Origin of the sequence: Erwinia sp. E_sp_B01_1, assembly GCF_036865545.1 — a bacterium.
Lineage (GTDB): Bacteria > Pseudomonadota > Gammaproteobacteria > Enterobacterales > Enterobacteriaceae > Erwinia.
Map to the genome: position 1 here is coordinate 3,112,367 of NZ_CP142208.1, position 21,111 is coordinate 3,133,477.

At 52.7% G+C, this 21,111-nt stretch carries 20 protein-coding genes, 1 pseudogene and 1 other annotated feature; of the genes and pseudogenes, 13 read left to right on the forward strand and 8 right to left on the reverse strand.

Annotation, left to right across the window (positions count from 1 at the left end; translation table 11 throughout):
• Positions 1 to 78: 78 nt before the first annotated feature.
• On the forward strand, positions 79 to 1,506 hold the full coding sequence (sbcB, locus tag VRC33_RS14755; RefSeq protein WP_338557064.1) for an exodeoxyribonuclease I: 1,428 nt from the start codon (positions 79 to 81) through the stop codon (positions 1,504 to 1,506).
• Between the two features lie 48 nt (positions 1,507 to 1,554).
• On the opposite strand, the gene VRC33_RS14760 is transcribed toward sbcB, so the two are convergent.
• From VRC33_RS14760 to VRC33_RS14775, 4 genes are all read right to left on the reverse strand, one after another.
• Entirely contained in the window at positions 1,555 to 2,910 is a 1,356-nt protein-coding gene (locus VRC33_RS14760; protein WP_338557066.1) for an APC family permease, read from the reverse strand.
• Complete coding sequence (locus tag VRC33_RS14765; RefSeq protein WP_338557068.1) at positions 2,900 to 3,118, reverse strand: hypothetical protein; 219 nt, start codon at positions 3,116 to 3,118, stop codon at positions 2,900 to 2,902. The genes VRC33_RS14760 and VRC33_RS14765 overlap by 11 nt, the downstream gene beginning before the upstream one ends.
• Positions 3,119 to 3,231: 113 nt before the next feature.
• On the reverse strand, positions 3,232 to 4,530 hold the full coding sequence (gene gabT, locus VRC33_RS14770) for a 4-aminobutyrate--2-oxoglutarate transaminase (RefSeq protein ID WP_338557069.1): 1,299 nt from the start codon (positions 4,528 to 4,530) through the stop codon (positions 3,232 to 3,234).
• Positions 4,531 to 4,541: 11 nt separating this feature from the next.
• Positions 4,542 to 5,960, reverse strand: a complete 1,419-nt coding sequence (locus VRC33_RS14775; RefSeq protein WP_338564305.1) for a glutamine synthetase family protein — start codon at positions 5,958 to 5,960, stop codon at positions 4,542 to 4,544.
• 227 nt (positions 5,961 to 6,187) lie between these two features.
• Here VRC33_RS14775 and puuD point away from each other — a divergent pair, with 227 nt between their 5' ends.
• The 3 genes from puuD to VRC33_RS14790 are packed head-to-tail and all read left to right on the forward strand — an operon-like array spanning position 6,188 to position 8,802.
• Positions 6,188 to 6,949, forward strand: coding sequence for a gamma-glutamyl-gamma-aminobutyrate hydrolase (gene puuD, locus VRC33_RS14780; protein ID WP_338557071.1), 762 nt, complete (start codon positions 6,188 to 6,190; stop codon positions 6,947 to 6,949).
• A complete protein-coding gene (gene puuR / locus VRC33_RS14785) occupies positions 6,946 to 7,497 on the forward strand; it encodes an HTH-type transcriptional regulator PuuR (RefSeq protein ID WP_338557073.1) in 552 nt (183 codons plus the stop codon). Before puuD ends, puuR begins: the two co-directional genes overlap by 4 nt.
• Before the next feature lie 27 nt (positions 7,498 to 7,524).
• Entirely contained in the window at positions 7,525 to 8,802 is a 1,278-nt protein-coding gene (locus VRC33_RS14790) for an FAD-binding oxidoreductase (RefSeq protein ID WP_338557075.1), read from the forward strand.
• A gap of 164 nt (positions 8,803 to 8,966) precedes the next feature.
• Here the strand turns inward: VRC33_RS14790 and VRC33_RS14795 are convergent, their stop codons facing one another.
• Positions 8,967 to 9,794 carry an SDR family oxidoreductase gene (locus VRC33_RS14795; protein WP_338557077.1) on the reverse strand — a complete coding sequence of 276 codons (828 nt, stop codon included), beginning with the start codon at positions 9,792 to 9,794 and terminating at the stop codon, positions 8,967 to 8,969.
• A gap of 180 nt (positions 9,795 to 9,974) precedes the next feature.
• Between VRC33_RS14795 and hisL the strand changes: the two genes are divergently transcribed.
• The 9 genes and pseudogenes from hisL to hisIE all read left to right on the forward strand — a co-directional run bounded on the left by hisL (position 9,975) and on the right by hisIE (position 17,253).
• The gene (gene hisL / locus VRC33_RS14800) at positions 9,975 to 10,022 is read left to right on the forward strand and encodes a his operon leader peptide (protein WP_338564306.1); all 48 of its coding nucleotides are present in this window, start codon (positions 9,975 to 9,977) and stop codon (positions 10,020 to 10,022) included.
• Positions 9,998 to 10,119 (forward strand) — a sequence feature (His leader region). It overlaps the preceding gene by 25 nt.
• A 79-nt stretch (positions 10,120 to 10,198) precedes the next feature.
• Positions 10,199 to 11,098, forward strand: a complete 900-nt coding sequence (gene hisG, locus VRC33_RS14805; protein ID WP_338557079.1) for an ATP phosphoribosyltransferase — start codon at positions 10,199 to 10,201, stop codon at positions 11,096 to 11,098.
• Between the two features lie 3 nt (positions 11,099 to 11,101).
• Positions 11,102 to 12,406: a histidinol dehydrogenase gene (hisD, locus tag VRC33_RS14810; RefSeq protein WP_338557081.1), complete on the forward strand. Its 1,305-nt coding sequence runs from the start codon at positions 11,102 to 11,104 to the stop codon at positions 12,404 to 12,406.
• Positions 12,403 to 13,493, forward strand: a pseudogene (hisC, locus tag VRC33_RS14815) (histidinol-phosphate transaminase). Before hisD ends, hisC begins: the two are co-directional and overlap by 4 nt.
• Positions 13,490 to 14,557, forward strand: coding sequence for a bifunctional histidinol-phosphatase/imidazoleglycerol-phosphate dehydratase HisB (gene hisB / locus VRC33_RS14820; RefSeq protein WP_338557083.1), 1,068 nt, complete (start codon positions 13,490 to 13,492; stop codon positions 14,555 to 14,557). Before hisC ends, hisB begins: the two are co-directional and overlap by 4 nt.
• A complete protein-coding gene (hisH, locus tag VRC33_RS14825; RefSeq protein WP_338557085.1) occupies positions 14,557 to 15,147 on the forward strand; it encodes an imidazole glycerol phosphate synthase subunit HisH in 591 nt (196 codons plus the stop codon). The genes hisB and hisH overlap by 1 nt, the downstream gene beginning before the upstream one ends.
• Before the next feature lie 5 nt (positions 15,148 to 15,152).
• Positions 15,153 to 15,890 (forward strand): 1-(5-phosphoribosyl)-5-[(5-phosphoribosylamino)methylideneamino]imidazole-4-carboxamide isomerase, encoded by a 738-nt coding sequence (gene hisA / locus VRC33_RS14830; protein WP_338557086.1) that lies wholly within the window; start codon positions 15,153 to 15,155, stop codon positions 15,888 to 15,890.
• The gene (hisF, locus tag VRC33_RS14835) at positions 15,872 to 16,648 is read left to right on the forward strand and encodes an imidazole glycerol phosphate synthase subunit HisF (protein ID WP_338557088.1); all 777 of its coding nucleotides are present in this window, start codon (positions 15,872 to 15,874) and stop codon (positions 16,646 to 16,648) included. The genes hisA and hisF overlap by 19 nt, the downstream gene beginning before the upstream one ends.
• Entirely contained in the window at positions 16,642 to 17,253 is a 612-nt protein-coding gene (gene hisIE, locus VRC33_RS14840) for a bifunctional phosphoribosyl-AMP cyclohydrolase/phosphoribosyl-ATP diphosphatase HisIE (RefSeq protein ID WP_338557090.1), read from the forward strand. The genes hisF and hisIE overlap by 7 nt, the downstream gene beginning before the upstream one ends.
• Positions 17,254 to 17,569: 316 nt before the next feature.
• Here the strand turns inward: hisIE and wzzB are convergent, their stop codons facing one another.
• From wzzB to VRC33_RS14855, 3 genes are all read right to left on the reverse strand, one after another.
• Entirely contained in the window at positions 17,570 to 18,592 is a 1,023-nt protein-coding gene (gene wzzB, locus VRC33_RS14845; RefSeq protein ID WP_338557092.1) for an LPS O-antigen chain length determinant protein WzzB, read from the reverse strand.
• Positions 18,593 to 18,722: 130 nt separating this feature from the next.
• Positions 18,723 to 20,129 (reverse strand): NADP-dependent phosphogluconate dehydrogenase, encoded by a 1,407-nt coding sequence (gndA, locus tag VRC33_RS14850; RefSeq protein ID WP_338557094.1) that lies wholly within the window; start codon positions 20,127 to 20,129, stop codon positions 18,723 to 18,725.
• Positions 20,130 to 20,356: 227 nt separating this feature from the next.
• Positions 20,357 to 21,109: a glycosyltransferase family 2 protein gene (locus VRC33_RS14855; protein ID WP_338557096.1), complete on the reverse strand. Its 753-nt coding sequence runs from the start codon at positions 21,107 to 21,109 to the stop codon at positions 20,357 to 20,359.
• Between the last annotated feature and the right edge of the window lie 2 nt (positions 21,110 to 21,111).

Consider the following 21,111-nt stretch of genomic DNA (forward strand, 5'->3'; position numbering starts at 1 on the left):
TCCCTCCCTCATAATGGTTTACCATAGTCACATGTGTTTCCCTCCAGACAGCTAACTCAGCCGTGGATAAAATCGCCAGTGAAAGATAACAAGCCGCAACCCACCTTCCTGTTCCATGACTACGAAACCTTTGGGAAGAGTCCTTCGCTGGACCGGCCCGCGCAGTTTGCCGGGATTCGTACTGATATGGATTTCAACATTATTGGCGAACCGGAAGTGTTCTACTGCAAGCTGGCGGATGACTATCTGCCCCAGCCGGAAGCGGTAATGATCACCGGGATTACGCCTCAGCTTGCTCAGGCGAAGGGGGTCAGTGAAACGGCTTTTATTAAGCGTATCCACGCGTTGTTTAGCGAACCCAATACCTGCGTGGTGGGTTACAACAATGTGCGGTTTGATGATGAGGTCACGCGCAATTTGCTGTACCGCAATTTCTACGATCCTTACGGCTGGAGCTGGCAAAACGGCAACAGCCGCTGGGATTTGCTGGATGTGATGCGGGCCTGTTATGCCCTGCGGCCAGAGGGGATTGAGTGGCCAGAGAATGATGACGGCTTGCCGAGCTTCCGCCTGGAGCATCTGACCAGGGCCAACGGCGTCTCGCATGAAAATGCTCACGATGCGATGTCTGACGTTTATGCCACCATCGCGATGGCAAAACTGGTGAAAGAGAAGCAGCCACGGCTGTATGACTTCCTGTTCAGCCATCGCAACAAACAGAAAATCACCACGCTGATTGATATTCCCCAGATGAAACCGCTGGTGCATATCTCCGGCATGTTCGGCGCGCTGCGGGGTAATACCAGCTGGATTGCACCGCTGGCGTGGCATCCGGTAAACAAGAATGCCGTGATTACCTGTGATTTAGCCGGTGATATCTCTCCCCTGCTTGAGCTGGATGCGGATACCCTGCGTGAACGTCTTTATACCCGTCGCGATGAACTGGGTGATAACGCGCCAGTGCCGGTGAAATTAATGCACATCAACAAGTGCCCGGTGGTTGCGCCTGCCAGTACGCTTCGTCCGGAAGATGCCGAACGTCTGGGAATCGACCGTCAGCGCTGCCTGGATAATCTGGCTCTGCTGCGTCAGCATCCGGAAGTGCGGGAGAAAGTGGTGGCGGTGTTTGCCGAAGCCGAACCTTTTGCCGGTTCCGACGACGTTGATGCTCAGCTCTATGATGGCTTTTTCAGCGATGCTGACCGCAATGCTATGAACATTATTCAGCAGACCATTCCTGAGAATTTACCGGCCCTGGGGCTGACCTACAACGATGCCCGTATTGAGAAGTTACTGTTCCGCTATCGTGCCCGCAACTTCCCTGGCACGCTGGACGAAGTAGAGCAGAAGCGCTGGCTGCAACACCGTCGCGACGTTCTGAACCCTGAACGGGTACAGAGCTATGTGCAGGAGCTGGAGATGCTGTTCAATCAGTATGAAGGGGACCAGGCGAAAATGAATCAGCTGAAGGCACTGTTCGATTACGCTCGCGAGCTGGTTTCCTGAGATCAAAAAAGGGCGCCGGAGCGCCCTTTTCTTTTGCAGCCAGCGGCATTACATCGGTTCTTCAGTACACTGCGGAACCGGATTGCGGAAGCTACGGGTTACAAAGGCCAGATAGATCAGACCAATTGTTCCCCAGACCAGACCCAGAATCATCGAACTCTCTTCCAGGTTGATCCACAAGGCTCCCACGGTCAGCGCGCCACACAGCGGCAACAGCAGGAAGTTGATGTTGTCTTTAAGCGACTTGTTACGCCCTTCACGGATCCAGAACTGCGAGATAACCGACAGGTTCACGAAGGTAAAGGCCACCAGCGCGCCGAAGTTAATCAACGCAGTAGCGGTAACCAGATCCATGGTAATAGAGGAGAGCGCAATCACGCCCACCAGCACCACGTTCAGTGCCGGGGTACGCCACTTCGGATGGATGTAGCCGAAGAAACGCTCCGGGAACACGCCATCACGGCCCATCACATACATCAGACGGGAAACGCCAGCGTGCGCTGCCATTCCTGATGCCAGTACGGTCACACAGGAGAAGATCAGAATGCCAAACTGGAAGGCTTTGCCCGCCACGTAAAGCATGATTTCTGGCTGTGATGCATCCGGATCTTTAAAGCGTGAGATGTCCGGGAAGTAAAGCTGCAGGAAGTAAGAAACCACCACAAAAATCACCCCGCCGATCAGCGCCGTCAGGAAGATTGCTTTAGGAATAACGCGTTCAGCGTCTTTGGTCTCTTCCGACAGCGAGCTGATGCCATCGAAGCCGAGGAACGAGAAGCAGAGGATCGTCGCACCGGTTATCATCGGCACTACGTGAGCATTCTCAGACCAGAATGGCTTGCTGCTGACCAGGGTACCGGCACCTTCGCCGTGCGCCACGCCATACACCACCATCCCCATGATCACCACCATCACTGCAACCTGCAGCACGACGATCACGCTGTTGAAGTTAGCCACGGTTTTAATGCCTTTCAGGTTGGAGAGGGTCATAAACCCGACCAGCAGAACGACAAAGATCCAGGAAGGGATGCCCGGCACCAAAGCTTCAAAATAAATTTTTGCCAGCAGAATGTTGATCATCGGCATGAACAGGTAGTCCAGCAGTGATGACCAGCCAACCATAAAGCCTACGTGCGGGCTGATGGCTTTCTGAGCATAGGTATAGGCCGAACCCGCAGAGGGGAAGCGACGGACCAGCTTGCCATAACTCAGCGCTGTAAACAGGATCGCGACCAATGCAAAGGCATAAGCTGTAGCTACGTGACCATCGGTCAGGCCAGAGACAATGCCAAAGGTATCAAACAGGGTCATTGGCTGCATATAAGCCAGGCCCATCATGACCACAGGCAGAAGTGTCAGCGATTTTTTCAGATGCGGACGAGCAACTTGAGGATTATGCGACATGATTCAGCCTCCCCATAGCGTCAACCGATCTGGGTTGAACCACAGGGAAACTTCGCATGATGCGAACGTTTTTCTTTTTGGGGGTAGTAAAGGACAGGCAGGCAGGCGTGAGGGTATTACCCGCAGTGGCGCCGTAGTCATCACGCTGGCGAATACCCGCGTGCACTGGAGTGATAAAGTGTTGCCCCATCGTTGTAATCCTCAACATAGCACGTCCGTGCGTGCTAAAAGCGTGTATCTATCCGGTTCTGGACCGGCCTCTTAAATGCGAATGTGTTTGCTGCAAAAAAATAACCGGCGCGTTAGCGACGGTTAGTTCTCTCATTTTGCAGGGCGCATATTTTGCACCAAACCGAGGGAGGAAGACAAGAGGTTAAGGCCTTCAGTGACAATTTCTTTGCTTGCGGTCAATGGGATAAGGAAACGGATCACATTTGCCCGCACGCCGCAGGAGAGTAAAACCAGCCCCTGGCGGCCCGCTTCCTGCACCAGCGCCTGAGTCAGCGCTTTGTCGGGTCGGGTACGATCGCGTGCTTCCACCAGCTCCATTGCCACCATCGCTCCAGTGCCGCGGATATCACCAATGCAGTCGAACTCTTCGGCCAGTTGTGCCAGCGCCGTTTTCAGCCACTCTCCCTGCTGGCAGGCTTTTTCGTTGAGCTGCTCTTCTTCGATAATCGCTAATACGGCCAGCGCGGCGGCAATGCCAATGGGCGATCCGGCATAGGTGCCCCCCAGGCCGCCAGCCTGGGCACGTTGCATCAGGGATTTACGTCCAACCAGCGCCGACAGCGGGAATCCCCCCGCCAGACTCTTCGCCATAGTGATCAGATCGGGTTCAACGCCACTGTGCTCAATGGCGAACGTTTTCCCCGTGCGGCAAAAGCCACTCTGAATCTCATCGGCAATCAGCACAATGCCATGCTCATCACAGACTTTACGCAACTGGCGCAGGAAGGAGGCTGGCGCCGCATAAAAGCCCCCTTCTCCCTGCACCGGCTCGATAATTATGGCGGCCACATCATCCGGTGAGACATCTGCAGCAAAAATTCCCTGTAGCGAAGCCAGCGACTGCGTTTCACCGATCCCCAGATAGTCTGAAGGATAAGGCGCATGAAAGATGCCTGCCGGGAAAGGACCATAGCCTTTTTTATAGGGCTGGACTTTGCCGGTCAGTGCCATTCCCAGCAAGGTCCGCCCATGAAAACCCCCACGAAAAGCGATGATTGCGCTGCGTCCAGTGGCGATACGCGCGACTTTAATGGCATTTTCAACCGCTTCTGCTCCGGTAGACATCAGTAGGGTTTGTGTGGGTTCGGCAATGGGCACCAGCGCGTTGAGTTTTTCCGCCAGCTCCACGTACCCCCCGTAAGGGGTGACCTGAAAACAGGGATGGGTGAAACACTCCAGCTGGGCGGCCACCGCCTGGATCACTTTCGGATGATTATGCCCGGTGTTAACTACGGCAATGCCGGAAGCAAAATCAATATAGCGTTTGCCTTCCACATCCCAGAGTTCCGCGTTCAGTGCTTTCTGCACATAAACCTGGAGTGAACTGCCCACGCCTGGCGTGACGGCAGCTTCACGTCTCGCCTGCCATTGCTGGTTAGTTTGCGTCATTGTGGCCTCCCTCAGGCGTTTTTCAGCATCCAGTCGATTTCTGTAGCGGTAATAAGGCGCTCGAAATGCATCAGCTCATGGTGTTTACAGCTATGCCAGACGAAGCCAAACCGCTCGCCAAGGAGTTTCTGTAATGCATAACTCTGCTCAAACTCATACAGAGCATCGCTCTGGCGGATGGGCAGCGGGTTCCCCTCCGCTTCATGGCCGTTACCTTTTACCGCAGGCGGCAAGGGCAGCTGGTTATCCATACCGTGCAGCATTCCCGCAAGAATCGCTGACATCACCAGGTAGGGATTCGCATCGGCGCCCGCAACCCGGTATTCAATGCGATGGTTATCGATGTCGCCACAGGGAATACGCAGGGCAACCGTGCGGTTGTTATGTCCCCACGATGCCTGGAGCGGCACAAAGGCATCCGGTAAAAAACGGCGGTAGGCATTCACGTTGGGCGCCAGCAGCGCCATGGAAGCCGGCATCAGGTTGATCATGCCCGCCAGCGTTCGCTTAAGTAACGGCGAATCGCTGCCATCATCGCAGGCAAAAGCGTTGTGGTCTGCGGCATCCAGCATACTGATATGCACATGCATACCGCTTCCGGCGTACTCTTCATAAGGCTTGGCCATAAAGGTGGCGGTCATGCCGTGATTTTCCGCCACCTGCCGCACCAGACGCTTGAGCTGGATGGCATGGTCGCAGGCGCTGAGGACGTTACGGGTATGGTGGAGATTGATCTCAAACTGGCCCGGAGAAGCTTCAGCCAGCGCCCCGTCGGCAGGGATGCCCTGCAGTTTCGCCAGCCGGTCAATCTCGCTCAGCACCTCAGAGAAGCGATCGAGATTATCCACCGAATAGACCTGGCTTTGCATATTACGCTCGTCGCTGCCCGGCGCGCACGGTGGCTGAATATAGCCCTCTGCATCACGCTTTTTATCGACCAGATAGAACTCCAGCTCTACCGCTACCACAGGGAACAGCCCTCGATTACGCAACTGTTGCCAGAGGTGATTGAGTACGTTCCGGGGTTCAACGTCAAAGGGAGTACCATCTTGATTGCGCATGGTCAGAAGCACCTGCGCCAGATGTTGAGGGTCTGCTGCTGAGGGTATCAGGGTTCCTTCTATGGGATAACAAATGTTGTCAGGCTCTCCCAGTGCCTGGCCTAAACCCGCTTCTTCTACGGTATTGCCGAGGATGTCCATTGCATACACTGAAGCGGGGAAATAACAGCCTTTTTGGAGTTTTAGCAGACTGCCGAAGGGGATACGTTTACCGCGAAAGACACCATTGAGATCGTTAAGCAGGATGTCGACATATTGCGTTTCAGGATGGCGTTCCAGATAAGCGTGCACTTCATGCTGGAACGCGCTGGTTCGTTTCTCTTCACTGTGTCTCGTGAAGTCTTCTACTTCGACAATATTTGTCATGATACTGCCCGCCTTTGTCCGGTTAGTGATGAGCGTTGCTCAAAATAACAGCCACATTCCTAACATAGCGCCAACACAAAAAGTGTGCAAATGTTACATTCAAGTTTATTTTGCGACCAATTCCGTTTGAATATTGTGCAGTCGGTTGCTAGATTGAAAATATATTGCACAAAAATGCGTCTCAGGTGCCTTTTCCGGTTGATATATTGAACAGGTGGGTAAGGGGAAAGATGGGCATTATATTTAACAAACCATTGATTGGCGTAGTGATGTGCCAGATTGACAAAGGGGGCCACCCCACGCAGATGGTGCATAACAAATATCTTGAGGCGGTGATTCAGGCTGGCGGCGTGCCACTGGCTTTACCCCACGGCTTAATGGCTTCTCCCGATCTATTAGAAATTGCTATGGCTCCGCTGGATGGCCTTTTACTGACGGGTAGCCCCAGCAATATCGAGCCTCATCACTATGGCGAACCCGGTAAGGAAGCTTACGCCGATCCGGGCCGCGACCAGCTGGCTTTTGCGCTGATCGCTCAGGCCACCGCCAAGCGAATACCTTTACTGGCTATCTGTCGTGGACTTCAGGAACTGGTCGTCGCCACCGGCGGGACGCTGCATCGCCAACTTCATATCCTTTCCAGCTTTCAGGAGCACCGCGAAGATGAAGCGCTGGCGCTTGAGCTGCAATATGCGCCCGCACACTACGTTTTTGTTGAGCCGGATGGATTGCTTTCGCGCCTGACGGAAGCGGGTAAATTTCGGGTTAACTCTCTGCATCAACAGGGGATCCGCTCTCCGGGCCCTGCCCTTCGTATCGAGGCGCGAGCCGGAGATGGCCTGATTGAAGCTGTCAGCCTGCATGACCATCCTTTTGCTCTGGCGGTGCAATGGCACCCTGAATGGCAAAGTGAAACGTCCTCTTTTTCACGCCTGCTGTTTGAGGGGTTTATTCACGCATGCCTGCGTTATCACGAGGACAAAAGGCTATGAGCGAAGTCGCTCCCGGACGACGTTTATCGGAAATCCGCCTGCAGATGGGCATGTCTCAGCGTCGCGTCGCCGAACTTTCCGGCCTGACGCACAGTGCTATCAGCACCATTGAACAGGACAAAGTCAGCCCTGCCGTCAGCACGCTGCAAAAACTGTTAAAGGTCTACGGCCTCTCCCTTTCTGAGTTTTTTTCGGAAACTGTCACAGATGAAGCCCCTAAAGTGGTGATCGATGCCGATGAACTGATTGATATCGGCAGTCAGGGCGTGTCGCTGAAGTTGATCCATAACGGCAATCCGGCGCGTACCCTGGCCATGCTGCTGGAGACCTATGCCCCAGGCGCCACTACGGGTGAGAAAATCCGTCATCAGGGGGAGGAGACCGGCACCCTGCTGGAGGGACAAATTACCCTGACTATCAGCGGACAAAGTTATCAGTTACAGGCTGGCCAGAGCTACGTGATTAATACCAGCCATCCGCACAGCTTTACCAATTCCTCTGCCCAGCCATGCCGGATAATCAGTGCGCATACCCCGGCCACGTTTTAGGCAGTGTCGTTATACAAGGAGGGCATTATGGACCATGTAAAGAGTTACTATGCCGCAACGGCCAATCCTCATGAGCCCTGGCCGCAGCTTAACGACAGTATTCAGTGCGATGTCTGTGTGATTGGTGGCGGATTTACCGGGCTTTCTTCCGCGCTTTACCTCACTGAAGCGGGTTACGATGTGGTGGTGCTTGAGGCGGCTAAAGTGGGATTTGGCGCCAGCGGGCGCAATGGCGGTCAGGTGGTGAACTCTTACAGCCGTGATGTGGATGTGATTGAACAACGCTACGGTAAGGAGAGCGCTCAACTGCTTGGCAGCATGATGTTTGAGGGCGCGGAAGTGATCCGCGATCGTATCGACCGTTATGCCATCGACTGTGATTACCGTCGGGGAGGCATTTTTGCTGCTCTTAATAAGCGCCAGTTTCAACACTTAAAAGCGCAGCACAAACGCTGGCAGCAGTATGGCAACAGCGAACTGACGCTGCTGGATGAAACCGGGATCCGCCGCGAAGTTGCCAGCGATCGTTATGTCGGCGGCCTGCTGGACCAGAGTGGTGGCCACATCCACCCGTTGAATTTAGCGCTGGGCGAAGCCGAAGCTGTTCGTCGTCATGGCGGGCGTATTTATGAAGAGTCGGAAGTCACCTCGGTGACTTATGGCAATCCCCATCAGATCAAAACCGCTAAAGGTCAGGTAACAGCAAAATTTGTTATTTTCGCCGGAAACGCCTACCTCGCCCCGCATCTTGAACCCCGCCTGACCCGGCTGAGCATCCCCTGCGGTTCTCAGATTGTCACTACCGAGCCGCTGTCGGCAGACAAAGCCCTGACGTTACTGCCCAACAATCGCTGCGTGGAGGACTGTAATTACCTGCTGGATTACTTCCGGCTGACGGCTGATAACCGTCTGCTGTACGGCGGTGGCGTGGTGTACGGCGCGCGCGAGCCGGAGGATATTGAGGCGCTGATCAGGCCAAAGATGCTGAAAACTTTTCCGCAGCTTGCCGGGATAAAATTCGACTACAGCTGGAGCGGTAATTTCCTGCTGACGCTCTCCCGCATGCCGCAGATTGGCCGGCTGGAAAACGGCGTGTTCTATATTCAGGGCGACAGCGGGCATGGTGTGACCTTTACGCATCTGGCAGGAAAACTGGTGAGCGAAGCGCTGAGCGGTAAGCCACAGCGCTTTGATGCATTTGCTAAACTGCCTCATCTGCCCTTCCCTGGCGGCCACCGCTTTCGCGTGCCGCTGACCGCCATCGGCGCGGCCTGGTATTCGTTACGAGACAGGCTGGGCGTTTGAGATTATTGTCAATGTGCAGGCTCAGGGAGCATATGCCTCTCACAAAGACGCAAAAAGCGCCATCCGTGGCAGCTCAGCACGGGCCGTCCGTGGCCCGTGATGCTTTGTTCAAGGCATATGCTCCCATCGCTTTGGGGTTCATCAGCAGCCTGTAAGGCCTTTATTCACAGCAAAGGCATTCTGGCCGGATCGGGGTAGCTGTATTCAAAGCCCAGTTCGCTGCAAATCTTACTGCCATCAATAACTTTCCCTTCGCCCCTGCCCTCTTCCCGCAGGAAGGTTGGCGGCGTCAGGCCCAGCTGATGCGCCACGGCGGGATAAAAAGTCTCGCGCGGAGGATGCTCCGGCGCGCTGAGGTTATAAATGTGCCCGCCTTTAGGCGTTTTCAGCAGCAGAGAGATGGCGGCAGTGACATCCTCCAGATGCACCAGGTTGACCCGGTGAGTCCCGTCGGTTAAATCTGTTTTTCCTGCCAGGAAGCGTCCCGGATGTCGCTCCGGCCCCACCAGCCCGGAGAGCCGCAGAATATCCACAGAAGTGCCAGGCAGGTGGTGCAGCCACTCTTCTAACTCTTTCAGGGTCTTACCGGCTACAGTTTCCGGTTCCAGCGGCGAACTCTCCTTCATTACCCCGGCGCCCCGGCCATACACGGAGGTGGAGCTGGTGAAAATAATCCTCGGCACAGCACGAGCCAGCGCACTGTCGACTATCTGCTGCACCGCCAGCAGATAATTTTCGCCCCCCTGCGCCGTTCTGCTCGCGGGCAAGGTAATGACCAGTGCATCCACGCTGAGCAAGGCTTCCAGGTCATCCGCGTCGCAAATCAGGTCAGGCGTCAGCTCAAGCTGATAAGCTTCAATACCGCACATCCGCGCCGCTTCAACGCCGTCCAGGGTGGTTTTACTGCCGGTGACCTGCCAGCCCTGGGCGGTCAGCGACAGCCCCAGCGGCATACCCAGCCAGCCCAGTCCTACAATGGCTACTTTTTTCATCCTCTGACTCCCGTGAAGAGGCTTGTTCAATCCCCTCAAATTACGCCAGCCTGATGTTAGTGACAATGGTGAGTTGATGAGAGAATCTTACATTATTGACAAAAAAGGGTTGCGCCTGGCGCGTCACCTGCGTTAGGTTATTTGTCACGAAATGAATATTCATTCATCCAGGAAAATTTTATGAGCAGCGTTCAGTTTAACCACCATCATCACCATCACCCTGACTAGTCTTTCAGGCGATGTGTGCTGGAAGACATTCAGGATCTTCCAGTGGTGCAGAACGCAAGAGAAGCCCCCGGAAGATCGCCTTCCGGGGGCTTTTTTTATGGGCGTAATCCGGGACAAACTGAACGAACTGCTAATTAACTCAAGTCGACGCAGACAGGAAAAGAGGAAAGGTACCGATGTTAGATAACTCCCGTTTACGCATAGCTATGCAGAAATCAGGCCGTTTAAGCGATGAATCACGCGAATTACTCGCCCGCTGCGGCATCAAAATTAATCTGCAACAGCAGCGTTTGATCGCCTTCGCCGAGAACATGCCGATTGATATCCTGCGCGTTCGTGATGACGATATCCCCGGCCTGGTGATGGATGGCGTGGTCGACCTTGGGATCATTGGCGAGAACGTGCTGGAAGAAGAGCTGCTGACCCGCCGTGCTCAGGGCGAAGATCCGCGCTACTTCACCCTGCGCCGTCTGGATTTCGGCGGCTGCCGTCTCTCCCTGGCTATGCCGGTAGATGATGAGTACACCGGTCCACAGTGTTTACAAAACTCCCGTATCGCCACCTCTTACCCTCACCTGCTGAAGAAGTATCTCGACAAGCAGGGCGTGGCGTTCAAATCCTGCCTGCTCAACGGTTCTGTAGAGGTTGCCCCGCGTGCCGGTCTGGCCGATGCAATTTGCGACCTGGTCTCCACAGGCGCCACGCTGGAAGCCAACGGCCTGCGTGAAGTTGAGGTTATCTACCGTTCCAAAGCCTGCCTGATCCAGCGCGATGGCGAAATGCCGGGAGCCAAGCAGGAGCTGATCGACAAACTGATGACCCGTATTCAGGGTGTGATTCAGGCTCGTGAATCCAAGTACATTATGCTGCACGCGCCGAGCGAGCGCCTGGAAGACATCATCTCTCTGCTGCCTGGCGCAGAGCGCCCGACCGTTCTGCCGCTGGCCGGTGACAAGAGCCGCGTGGCGATGCACATGGTCAGCAGCGAAACGCTGTTCTGGGAAACAATGGAAAAGCTGAAAGCGCTGGGCGCCAGCTCCATTCTTGTGCTGCCTATTGAGAAGATGATGGAGTAACCGATGAACTTCGCGACCCCAATCGACTGGCAGACCTGCGGCGAAGAACAGCAACAAAATTTGCTGACCCGTCCGGCCATCTCTGCCTCAGAAAATATCAGTCTCACCGTGCGCGGTATTCTGGATAAAGTGAAGGCCGAAGGCGATCAGGCGCTGCGTTTTTACAGCGCCATGTTTGACAAGACGCAGGTGGATGCGTTGCGTGTCACCGCTGAACAGATTGATGCGGCTTCGGCCCGTCTGGGTGAGGAGATCAAACAGGCGATGGCCGTGGCCGTGGCCAATATCGAAACCTTCCATGTGGCGCAGCAGTTGCCCGTGGTGGATATCGAGACGCAGCCAGGCGTACGCTGCCAGCAGATCACCCGTCCGGTGGCTTCTGTAGGTTTGTATATCCCTGGTGGCTCTGCCCCGCTGTTCTCAACCGTGCTGATGCTGGCCACTCCGGCCCGCATAGCCGGTTGCCAGCGTGTGATCCTCTGCTCACCACCGCCGATTGCCGATGAAATTCTTTATGCGGCTAAGCTGTGTGGCGTGCAGGAAGTCTTTCAGGTTGGGGGCGCGCAGGCCATTGCCGCTATGGGACTAGGCACCGATTCAGTGCCTAAGGTCGACAAAATTTTTGGTCCGGGTAATGCTTATGTAACCGAAGCCAAACGCCAGATCAGCCAGCGTCTGGATGGTGCGGGAATTGATATGCCTGCCGGACCATCAGAAGTGCTGGTGATTGCGGATGCAGAAGCCACGCCCGCTTTTGTCGCCTCCGATCTGCTTTCTCAAGCCGAACACGGCCCGGATTCTCAGGTCATTTTACTGACGCCGTCGCTGGAAATGGCTAATGCGGTGGCGGAAGCTGTGGAAACTCAGCTTGCAGCCCTGCCACGGGCTGAAACAGCCCGGAAAGCACTGGAAAGCAGCCGACTGATAGTGGCGAAGGATCTGCAACAGTGCGTGGAGATCAGCAACCGTTACGGCCCTGAGCATCTGATTATTCAGACCCGCCAGGCCCGCGATCTGGTCGACAGCATCACCAGCGCAGGCTCGGTGTTCCTCGGAGACTGGTCGCCAGAATCAGCCGGTGATTACGCTTCCGGCACCAACCATGTTCTGCCTACTTATGGCTACACGGCCACCTGCTCAAGCCTGGGCCTGGCCGATTTCCAGAAGCGCATGACCGTGCAGGAGCTGACGCCGCAGGGCTTTTTGAATCTGGCGCCCACTATCGAAATTCTGGCCGCTGCAGAACAGCTCACCGCCCATAAAAATGCCGTTACTTTGCGCGTCGCTGCGCTGAAGGAGAAGTCATGAGCAACAGGATTGAAGAGCTGGCCCGCGCCAATGTCCGCGCCCTGACGCCGTACCAGTCTGCGCGCCGCCTGGGGGAAACGGTGACGTCTGGCTGAATGCCAACGAATATCCCCTGCCGGTGCCTTTTGAGCTGAGCCAGAACACGCTTAACCGCTATCCAGAGTGTCAGCCAGCGCTGGTGATTGAACGCTATGCGGCTTATGCCGGTCTGGAGAAAGATCAGGTGCTGGTCTCACGCGGGGCCGACGAAGGCATTGAACTGCTGATCCGTGCTTTCTGCGAACCGGGCCAGGACGCAGTGCTGTTCTGTCCGCCGACTTACGGTATGTACAGCGTCAGCGCCGAAACCATCGGTGTGGAAACCCGCACGGTGGAAGCACGGGATGACTGGCAGTTGAATCTGCCGGCGATTGCCGACCAGTTAGACGGCGTGAAGGTGGTGTACGTTTGTAGCCCGAACAACCCTACCGGCAATATCGTCAACCCGGATGACATCCGCCAGCTGCTGGAGATGACCCGCGATAAAGCGCTGGTGGTTGCCGATGAGGCCTATATTGAGTTTTGCCCACAGGCGACACTGACCGGCTGGCTGAAAGAGTATCCTCACCTGGTGATCCTGCGTACGCTCTCCAAAGCTTTTGCGCTGGCCGGTTTACGCTGTGGCTTTACGCTGGCGAACGCCGAAGTTATCGCGCTGCTGATGAAAGTGATTGCTCCCTATCCGCTCTCCACGCCGGTTGCAGACATCGCCGCCCAGGCCTTGAGCGAACAAGGTGTGGCTCTGATGAAGCAGCACGTCAGCGAACTGGTCGCCACCCGCGCTATGCTGGTTGCCGCTTTGCAGGACGCTGCCTGTGTGGAGCAGGTTTTCCCCAGCGAGACTAACTATGTTCTTGCCCGCTTTACCGCCTCCAGCCAGGTCTTTAAAACGCTGTGGGATCGGGGCATTATTCTGCGTGACCAGAACAAACAGCCGGGGCTGTCAGGATGCCTGCGCATCTCTGTCGGCACCCGTGAAGAGTGTGACCGCGTAATCTCCGCGCTGAAAAACTTACCCGGCGCGTCCGACCCCAGGGAGCAAGCATGAGCCAGAAAGTCCTTTTTATCGATCGTGACGGTACGATTATCTCTGAGCCACCGGAAGATTTTCAGGTGGACCGTATGGACAAGCTGGCGTTCGAGCCGGATGTCATCCCTGCGCTGCTCTCCCTGCAACGGGCGGGCTATAAGCTGGTGATGATCACCAACCAGGATGGCCTGGGTACCGACAGTTTCCCGCAGGCTGAGTTTGATGGCCCGCATAATCTGATGATGCAGATCCTGACTTCTCAGGGCGTGCAGTTTGATGATGTGCTGATCTGCCCCCATCTGCCTGCCGATAACTGCGACTGCCGTAAACCGAAAACCAAAATGGTTGAAGCCTGGCTGGCCGATGGCGCACTGGACGTGGCGAACAGCTATGTCATTGGTGACCGCACAACAGATGTGGTGCTGGCTAACAACATGGGGATTACCGGTCTGCACTATGCGCAGAACGGTCTGACCTGGCAGGCTATTGAGCAGCAGCTCACTAAACGCGATCGCCATGCTCTGGTTCAGCGCAATACCAAAGAGACCCAGGTCAGCGTTGAAGTCTGGCTGGATCGTGAAGGCAACAGCAAATTCAATACCGGCGTCGGCTTCTTCGATCATATGCTGGATCAGATCGCCACGCACGGCGGTTTCCGCATGAACATCGAGGTCAAAGGCGATCTCTACATTGACGATCACCACACCGTGGAAGATACCGGTCTGGCACTGGGCGAAGCGCTGCTGAAAGCGCTGGGCGACAAACGCGGCATTGGCCGGTTTGGCTTTGTGCTGCCGATGGACGAATGCCTGGCGCGCTGCGCGCTGGATATCTCTGGCCGTCCGCACCTCGAATACAAAGCCGAGTTCAGCTATCAGCGCGTGGGCGATCTGAGCACTGAAATGGTCGAGCACTTCTTCAGTTCGCTCTCTTACACCATGGCCAGTACGCTGCATCTGAAAACCAAAGGCAAAAACGACCATCACCGCGTTGAGAGCCTGTTCAAAGCCTTTGGCCGTACGCTGCGCCAGGCAATCCGCGTTGAGGGCAATACCCTGCCCAGCTCAAAAGGAGTGCTGTAATGAACGTGGTCATCCTGGATACGGGCTGTGCCAACCTCTCTTCGGTAAAATGGGCGATACAACGCCTGGGTTACGAGCCGGTGGTGAGCCGCGATGCTGATACGGTATTGCAGGCAGACAAGCTGCTGCTGCCAGGGGTGGGAACCGCACAGGCGGCGATGGATCAACTGCGTGAACGCGAACTGATCGAACTGATCAAAGCCTGCACCCAGCCCGTGCTGGGGATCTGCCTGGGTATGCAGTTACTGGGATCGGAGAGCGATGAAAGCGGCGGGATCAAAACGCTGGGCATTGTGGAATATCCGGTACAGAAGATGACGGATGTCGGCCTGCCTTTGCCCCATATGGGCTGGAATCAGATCACCGCCCAGGCTGGCAATCACCTGTTCCGTGGCATTCCTGATGGTTCGTACTTCTACTTCGTGCACGGCTATGCGATGCCGGTGAATGAATACACCATTGCACAGTGCAGTTATGGCGAAGCCTTTACGGCTGCCGTGCAGAAAGAGAATTTCTTCGGCGTGCAGTTCCACCCGGAGCGTTCCGGTGCGGCTGGTGCGCAGTTGTTGAAAAACTTCCTGGAGATGTAACGGGCATGATTATCCCCGCATTAGATTTGATTGAAGGCAAAGTGGTTCGTCTGCATCAGGGTGACTACGGCCAGCAACGTGATTACGGTAGCGATCCGCTGCCCCGCCTGCAGGATTATGAAGTTCAGGGCGCGGAAGTGCTGCACCTGGTTGATCTCACCGGCGCGAAAGACCCCGCAGCCCGCCAGATCCCGCTGCTGACGAAATTGCTGGCTGGCGTCAACGTACCGGTTCAGGTGGGTGGCGGTATCCGTACCCGTCAGGATGTGGAAGCGTTACTGGCCGCAGGCGCAACCCGCGTTGTGGTGGGTTCCACGGCGGTAAAAGATCCTGCCGAAGTGAAAAGCTGGTTTGAGCAGTACGGCCCGGAAGCCATTGTGCTGGCGCTGGATGTCCGTATTGATGCCAACAACCGTAAGGAAGTGGCGATCAGCGGCTGGCAGGAAGCCGCAGGCGTGACGCTTGAAGAAGTGATTGAGCAGTTTCTGCCTGTAGGCCTGAAGCATGTGCTTTGCACCGATATTTCCCGCGATGGGACGCTCAGCGGCTCCAACGTTGAGCTCTATCGTGAAGTATCGGCCCGCTTCCCCACCATTGCGTTCCAGTCCTCTGGCGGCATAGGTTCGCTGGACGACGTTGCCGCGCTGAACGGCAGCGGTGCCAAAGGCGTGATTGTCGGACGCGCCCTACTGGAAGGTAAATTCACCGTTAAAGAGGCTATCTCATGCTGGCAAAAAGGATAATCCCCTGCCTGGACGTCCGTGACGGTCAGGTGGTTAAAGGCGTGCAGTTTCGCAATCATGAAATTATTGGCGACATCGTGCCGCTGGCGCAGCGCTACGCTCAGGAAGGGGCTGATGAGCTGGTCTTTTACGATATTACCGCTTCATCCGATGGCCGCGTGGTCGATAAAAGCTGGGTCTCCCGTGTGGCAGAAGTGATTGATATCCCTTTCTGCGTGGCTGGCGGCATTAAGTCGGTTGAAGAAGCCGCGCAGATTCTCTCTTTCGGTGCGGATAAAATTTCCATCAACTCCCCTGCTCTGGCCGATCCAGAGTTAATCACTCGTCTGGCCGATCGCTTTGGCGTGCAGTGCATCGTGGTGGGGATTGATACCTGGTATGACAGCGAAACCGGCAAATATCACGTCAATCAGTACACCGGCGATGAGAGCCGTACCAAAGTCACCACCTGGGAAACCCTGGAGTGGGTGCAGGAAGTTCAGAAGCGCGGTGCCGGTGAAATTGTCCTGAATATGATGAATCAGGACGGCGTGCGTAACGGATACGACCTGACCCAACTGCAGAAGGTACGTGAAGTCTGTAAAGTGCCGTTAATCGCTTCTGGTGGTGCAGGCACTATGGAGCACTTCCATGAGGCCTTCCGCGATGCGGATGTCGATGGTGCGCTGGCGGCTTCGGTGTTCCATAAGCAAATCATTAATATCGGTGAGCTGAAAACGTTCCTGATACAAAAAGGTGTGGAGATCCGCGCGTGTTAACAGAACAACAACTGGCCCAACTGGATTGGGCAAAAACGGAAGGCATGATGCCTGCCATCGTCCAGCATGCCGTCTCTGGCGAAGTGTTGATGCATGGCTATATGAACCAGGCAGCGCTGACTAAAACGCTGGAAACTGGCAAGGTGACATTCTGGTCCCGCACCAAACAGCGTCTGTGGACCAAAGGGGAATCTTCTGAGCATTTCCTCAACGTCGTCAGCATTACTCCGGATTGTGACAACGATACGTTGCTGATCCTGGCTAATCCGGTCGGCCCTACCTGCCATCTGGGCACCTCAAGCTGCTTCTCACCGGCCGCGCCAGACTGGACATTCCTGTACCAGCTGGAGCAACTGCTGGCAGAGCGTAAGCACGCCGATCCGAAAAGCTCCTACACGGCCAGCCTGTACGCCAGTGGTACCAAGCGTATTGCGCAGAAAGTGGGTGAAGAAGGTGTGGAAACCGCACTGGCGGCCACCGTTAACGATCGTGAAGAGCTGACCAACGAAGCTTCCGACCTGATTTATCACCTGCTGGTGCTGTTGCAGGATCAGGATCTGAACCTGAGTACAATTATCAATAACCTTCGCGAACGTCATAAATAAGTTTCTTACTGTGTCAGAGGGCCGGGAAACCGGCCTTTTTACTGCTACATTAAATATGTGTATACCCTTTCCCTCTCTCTCTCGTAATTCTAGGTTCCCGCTTTCCGAGCTGATAACCGCTTCGCTTTGTACTGAGTGAGATTTGCTAGTACGGGATGCTGGACACACGGTTAGCGAGGAACAATGCTATCAGGGATGGGAATTAGTAGGTTTCCTGAACCTGAGGGATTTTGGCCGTAAAAAAGGCTTCCATGGGAAGCCTTTATTGTTTTCAAGTATTCAGTTGAAGAGTTGAAGCAATGCTAGAAAACCTTAATCAGACTAATGTTTTTCGACGATAGTTTTGTGACATATTGCGGGCAATCACAATAAATGCGCCCACTATTCCACCGAGGACAATAGCTAACGCAACAGTTATCACTTTTTTAGGGCTGTCACGCTTTATAGGAAGATCAGGTTTCATTATAAATTGGAAGTTCTGTATTCTCGCAAAATCTATTCTGAGCTTGGTCAATGCCAGGAGTGTTCTTTGTGTTTCATAATAATAAGCATTAAGATCTAATGGTTTAGTGCTTTCATTAGTTATCATCGAGGTCAATGCCGATGTCCCTAACAGATAAAGGGTATCATCTGAAAGGAATTCAGCCTGACTTAAATTGGTTGAGGATATTTTTGCTGAATCTGCAATTTTTAAAGCTTGCTTAATAACTTCAATCCGATGATCTTTTTTATCCTGAGCGATTTTTTCTTGTCCAGCCAGTGATTCTTTCAGCCCATTTATTTTTACAAAAATATTGTTTCTCATATCAACAGCCAGATCATCAGCAACTTCAGTATTTAGCTGATTAATATAATGAGTTAACTGTTGCTGAGCCTCTTTGGCTGATGGTGCTGTGAAACTGATGCCAAGAGGATCATCTCTCCCCTTATTAATTTGGTTTACTTTAAGATCCAATGGTTCTTCCAGATTTTGTAGAGTGCCGGAAAGGGCATATGCAGAAGCAATATATCGACCGAATATCTGCCTTTGTAAATCAGGAAGAGTTACTTTATCCTCAATATTTTGTGTGTAAAGTATAGACAAAGCATTATTATAAGTTGCTACCTGGCCGGCTGCAGGTTGAGAAATTATCGTCTCAGATGTCCATTTCTCCTTAGCAAAAAGCAAATACAAAGCAGCTATAATTAAAGCAACTAAAATTGAAATAATAATTGTTTTTCTCCCATTCCAGATTTGATACACCACATCAAGAAGATCTAATTCCCCTTCTTTAGTGCTATTTCCAGAATGAAGCGACGTAGTACTTCCTGCGCGAATGGATTGATTCTCATTGCTCATAAATTATATTGACTCTTAAAGATGATACAGGAAAATATGTGAGATGATTTATAATGTTACAGAAAAGAGATATCTATAATAACCATGTATTATCAAACCTTCCGTCGAAGACGGAAGGTTTTTTTCTTACTTAGTCCATCCACTCGGTGTGGAACACTCCTTCTTTATCAGTACGCTTATAAGTATGCGCACCAAAGTAATCGCGCTGTGCCTGAATCAGGTTCGCTGGCAGTACGGCAGAACGGTAGCTGTCGTAATAGGCAATGGCAGCGGAGAAGGTAGGCGTTGGGATACCGTTCTGAACAGCGTAAGCCACCACGTCACGCAGTGCCTGCTGATATTCATCAGCGATGTTTTTGAAGTACGGTGCCAGTAACAGGTTAGCAATTTCTGCATTGTCAGCATAAGCATCGGTAATTTTCTGCAGGAACTGAGCACGGATGATACAACCAGCACGGAAGATTTTAGCAATCTCACCGTAATGCAGATCCCATTTGTTCTCATCAGAAGCGGCTTTCAGCTGAGAAAAACCTTGTGCATAAGATACGATTTTACCCAGATACAGGGCACGACGTACCTTTTCAACGAACTCGGCTTTATCACCAGTAATGGTCTGCACTGCAGGACCGCTCAGCACTTTAGAAGCTGCTACACGCTGTGTTTTAAGAGAGGACAGGTAACGGGCAAATACAGATTCTGTAATCAGTGACAGTGGCTCACCAAGATCCAGAGAGCTCTGACTGGTCCACTTACCAGTACCCTTATTAGCCGCTTCATCCAGGATCACATCGACAAGATATTTACCGTCTTCATCTTTCTTAGTGAAGATATCTTTAGTGATGTCGATCAGGTAGCTGCTCAACTCACCTTCGTTCCACTCGCTGAAGGTTTTAGCCAAGTCGTCATTACTAAGGTTCAGAGCGTTTTTCAGTAAGGAGTAAGCTTCTGCAATAAGCTGCATATCGCCATACTCAATACCGTTATGCACCATCTTCACATAGTGACCAGCACCATCCGGACCCATGTAAGCAACACAGGCTTCGCCTTCAGCACGTGCAGCAATCTCAGTAAGGATAGGCGCAACCAGTTCGTAAGCTTCTTTCTGGCCACCAGGCATGATTGACGGCCCCTTCAAAGCGCCCTCTTCACCACCGGAAACACCGGTACCAATGAAGTTGAAACCTTGCTCAGACAATTCACGGTTACGACGAATAGTGTCTTTGTAGAAAGTGTTACCGCCATCGATCAGAATATCGCCTTTATCCAGGTGTGGAGTAAGTGACGCAATAGTTTTATCGGTTGCTTCACCGGCCTGAACCATCAGAAGGATACGACGAGGTTTCTCAAGTGAATCAACAAACTCTTCGATAGAGTAATGCGGAGCCAGTTTTTTCCCTGGATTCTCAGCTACGACTTCATCGGTTTTTTCACGCGAGCGATTGAAGATAGAAACTGTGTAGCCACGGCTCTCAATGTTGAGTGCCAGATTACGGCCCATGACAGCCATACCTACAACGCCGATCTGTTGCTTGGACATACCTACTCCTGTCTACGTGATGTTTCCTGCAGCTTTGTGACTGCGGTCAATGTTCTAAACATGTTAACTCAAGTTTATGTGATGAAGGTAGTGATTGGTGCGATAGTTTAAATAATTTTGTAGCTAAAAAATAAGCAATTCATGTAAAAGGTCACTTTATTTTTAGGTTGGTAACATTACTACCATTATAAAATATAAAAAGTATGCTTCACAAAATTAGCTTTATTTTACTTTCTAAATGTCGCCCGCCATGCATAAAACATAAAGCAATATGCTGAATAAGCGATTGAAAGCCCTTCAATACTTCGGTAAATTTCCCATTGCCTTTTGGCCTTCTTAAATTTATTTCTTGATATGGAGTTTGGAACTATACGGTATTTTGTGAGCACTTTATTAAGTGGGTATGCTATAGCACCATTTCTTAATAACTTTAACCATAATCCATAATCCTGACCGGTGCGAATCAAAGGCATTGATAAATCAGTAAAGGCTGAGCGACGAAGCATAACAGTAGAGCAACCAAGAGTAGCTTTTTTCTTTAACATGTCATGATAACTTAACGGCGCAATTTGATTTTTATCAACAATTTTATTTAATGGGTGCCCATCCAATGTAATAAGTTGGTAAGAAGTAAAAGAAAAATTGATATCATTACCCATGAAGTTAATTTGATCCTTTAATTTCGTAGGCTCCCATAAATCATCGCTATCCAGAAAAGCTATAAATGTACCCATGGCTCTACTTAAAGAGTTATTCCTTGAAACTGCTGCCCCTGAATTTGTTTTATTTCTGTAAACTTTAATTCGATCATCATTCTTAGATAAATCAATAAGGGCCTCATATGTACCATCAGTAGAGTGGTCATCTGTAACTAACAGCTCCCAATTTTTGATTGATTGGGACTGGATGGATTCAATAGTTTGTTGAATTGTTTCTAAAGAATTATACGTTGGCATAACGATTGAAATCAGATGTCCCATAA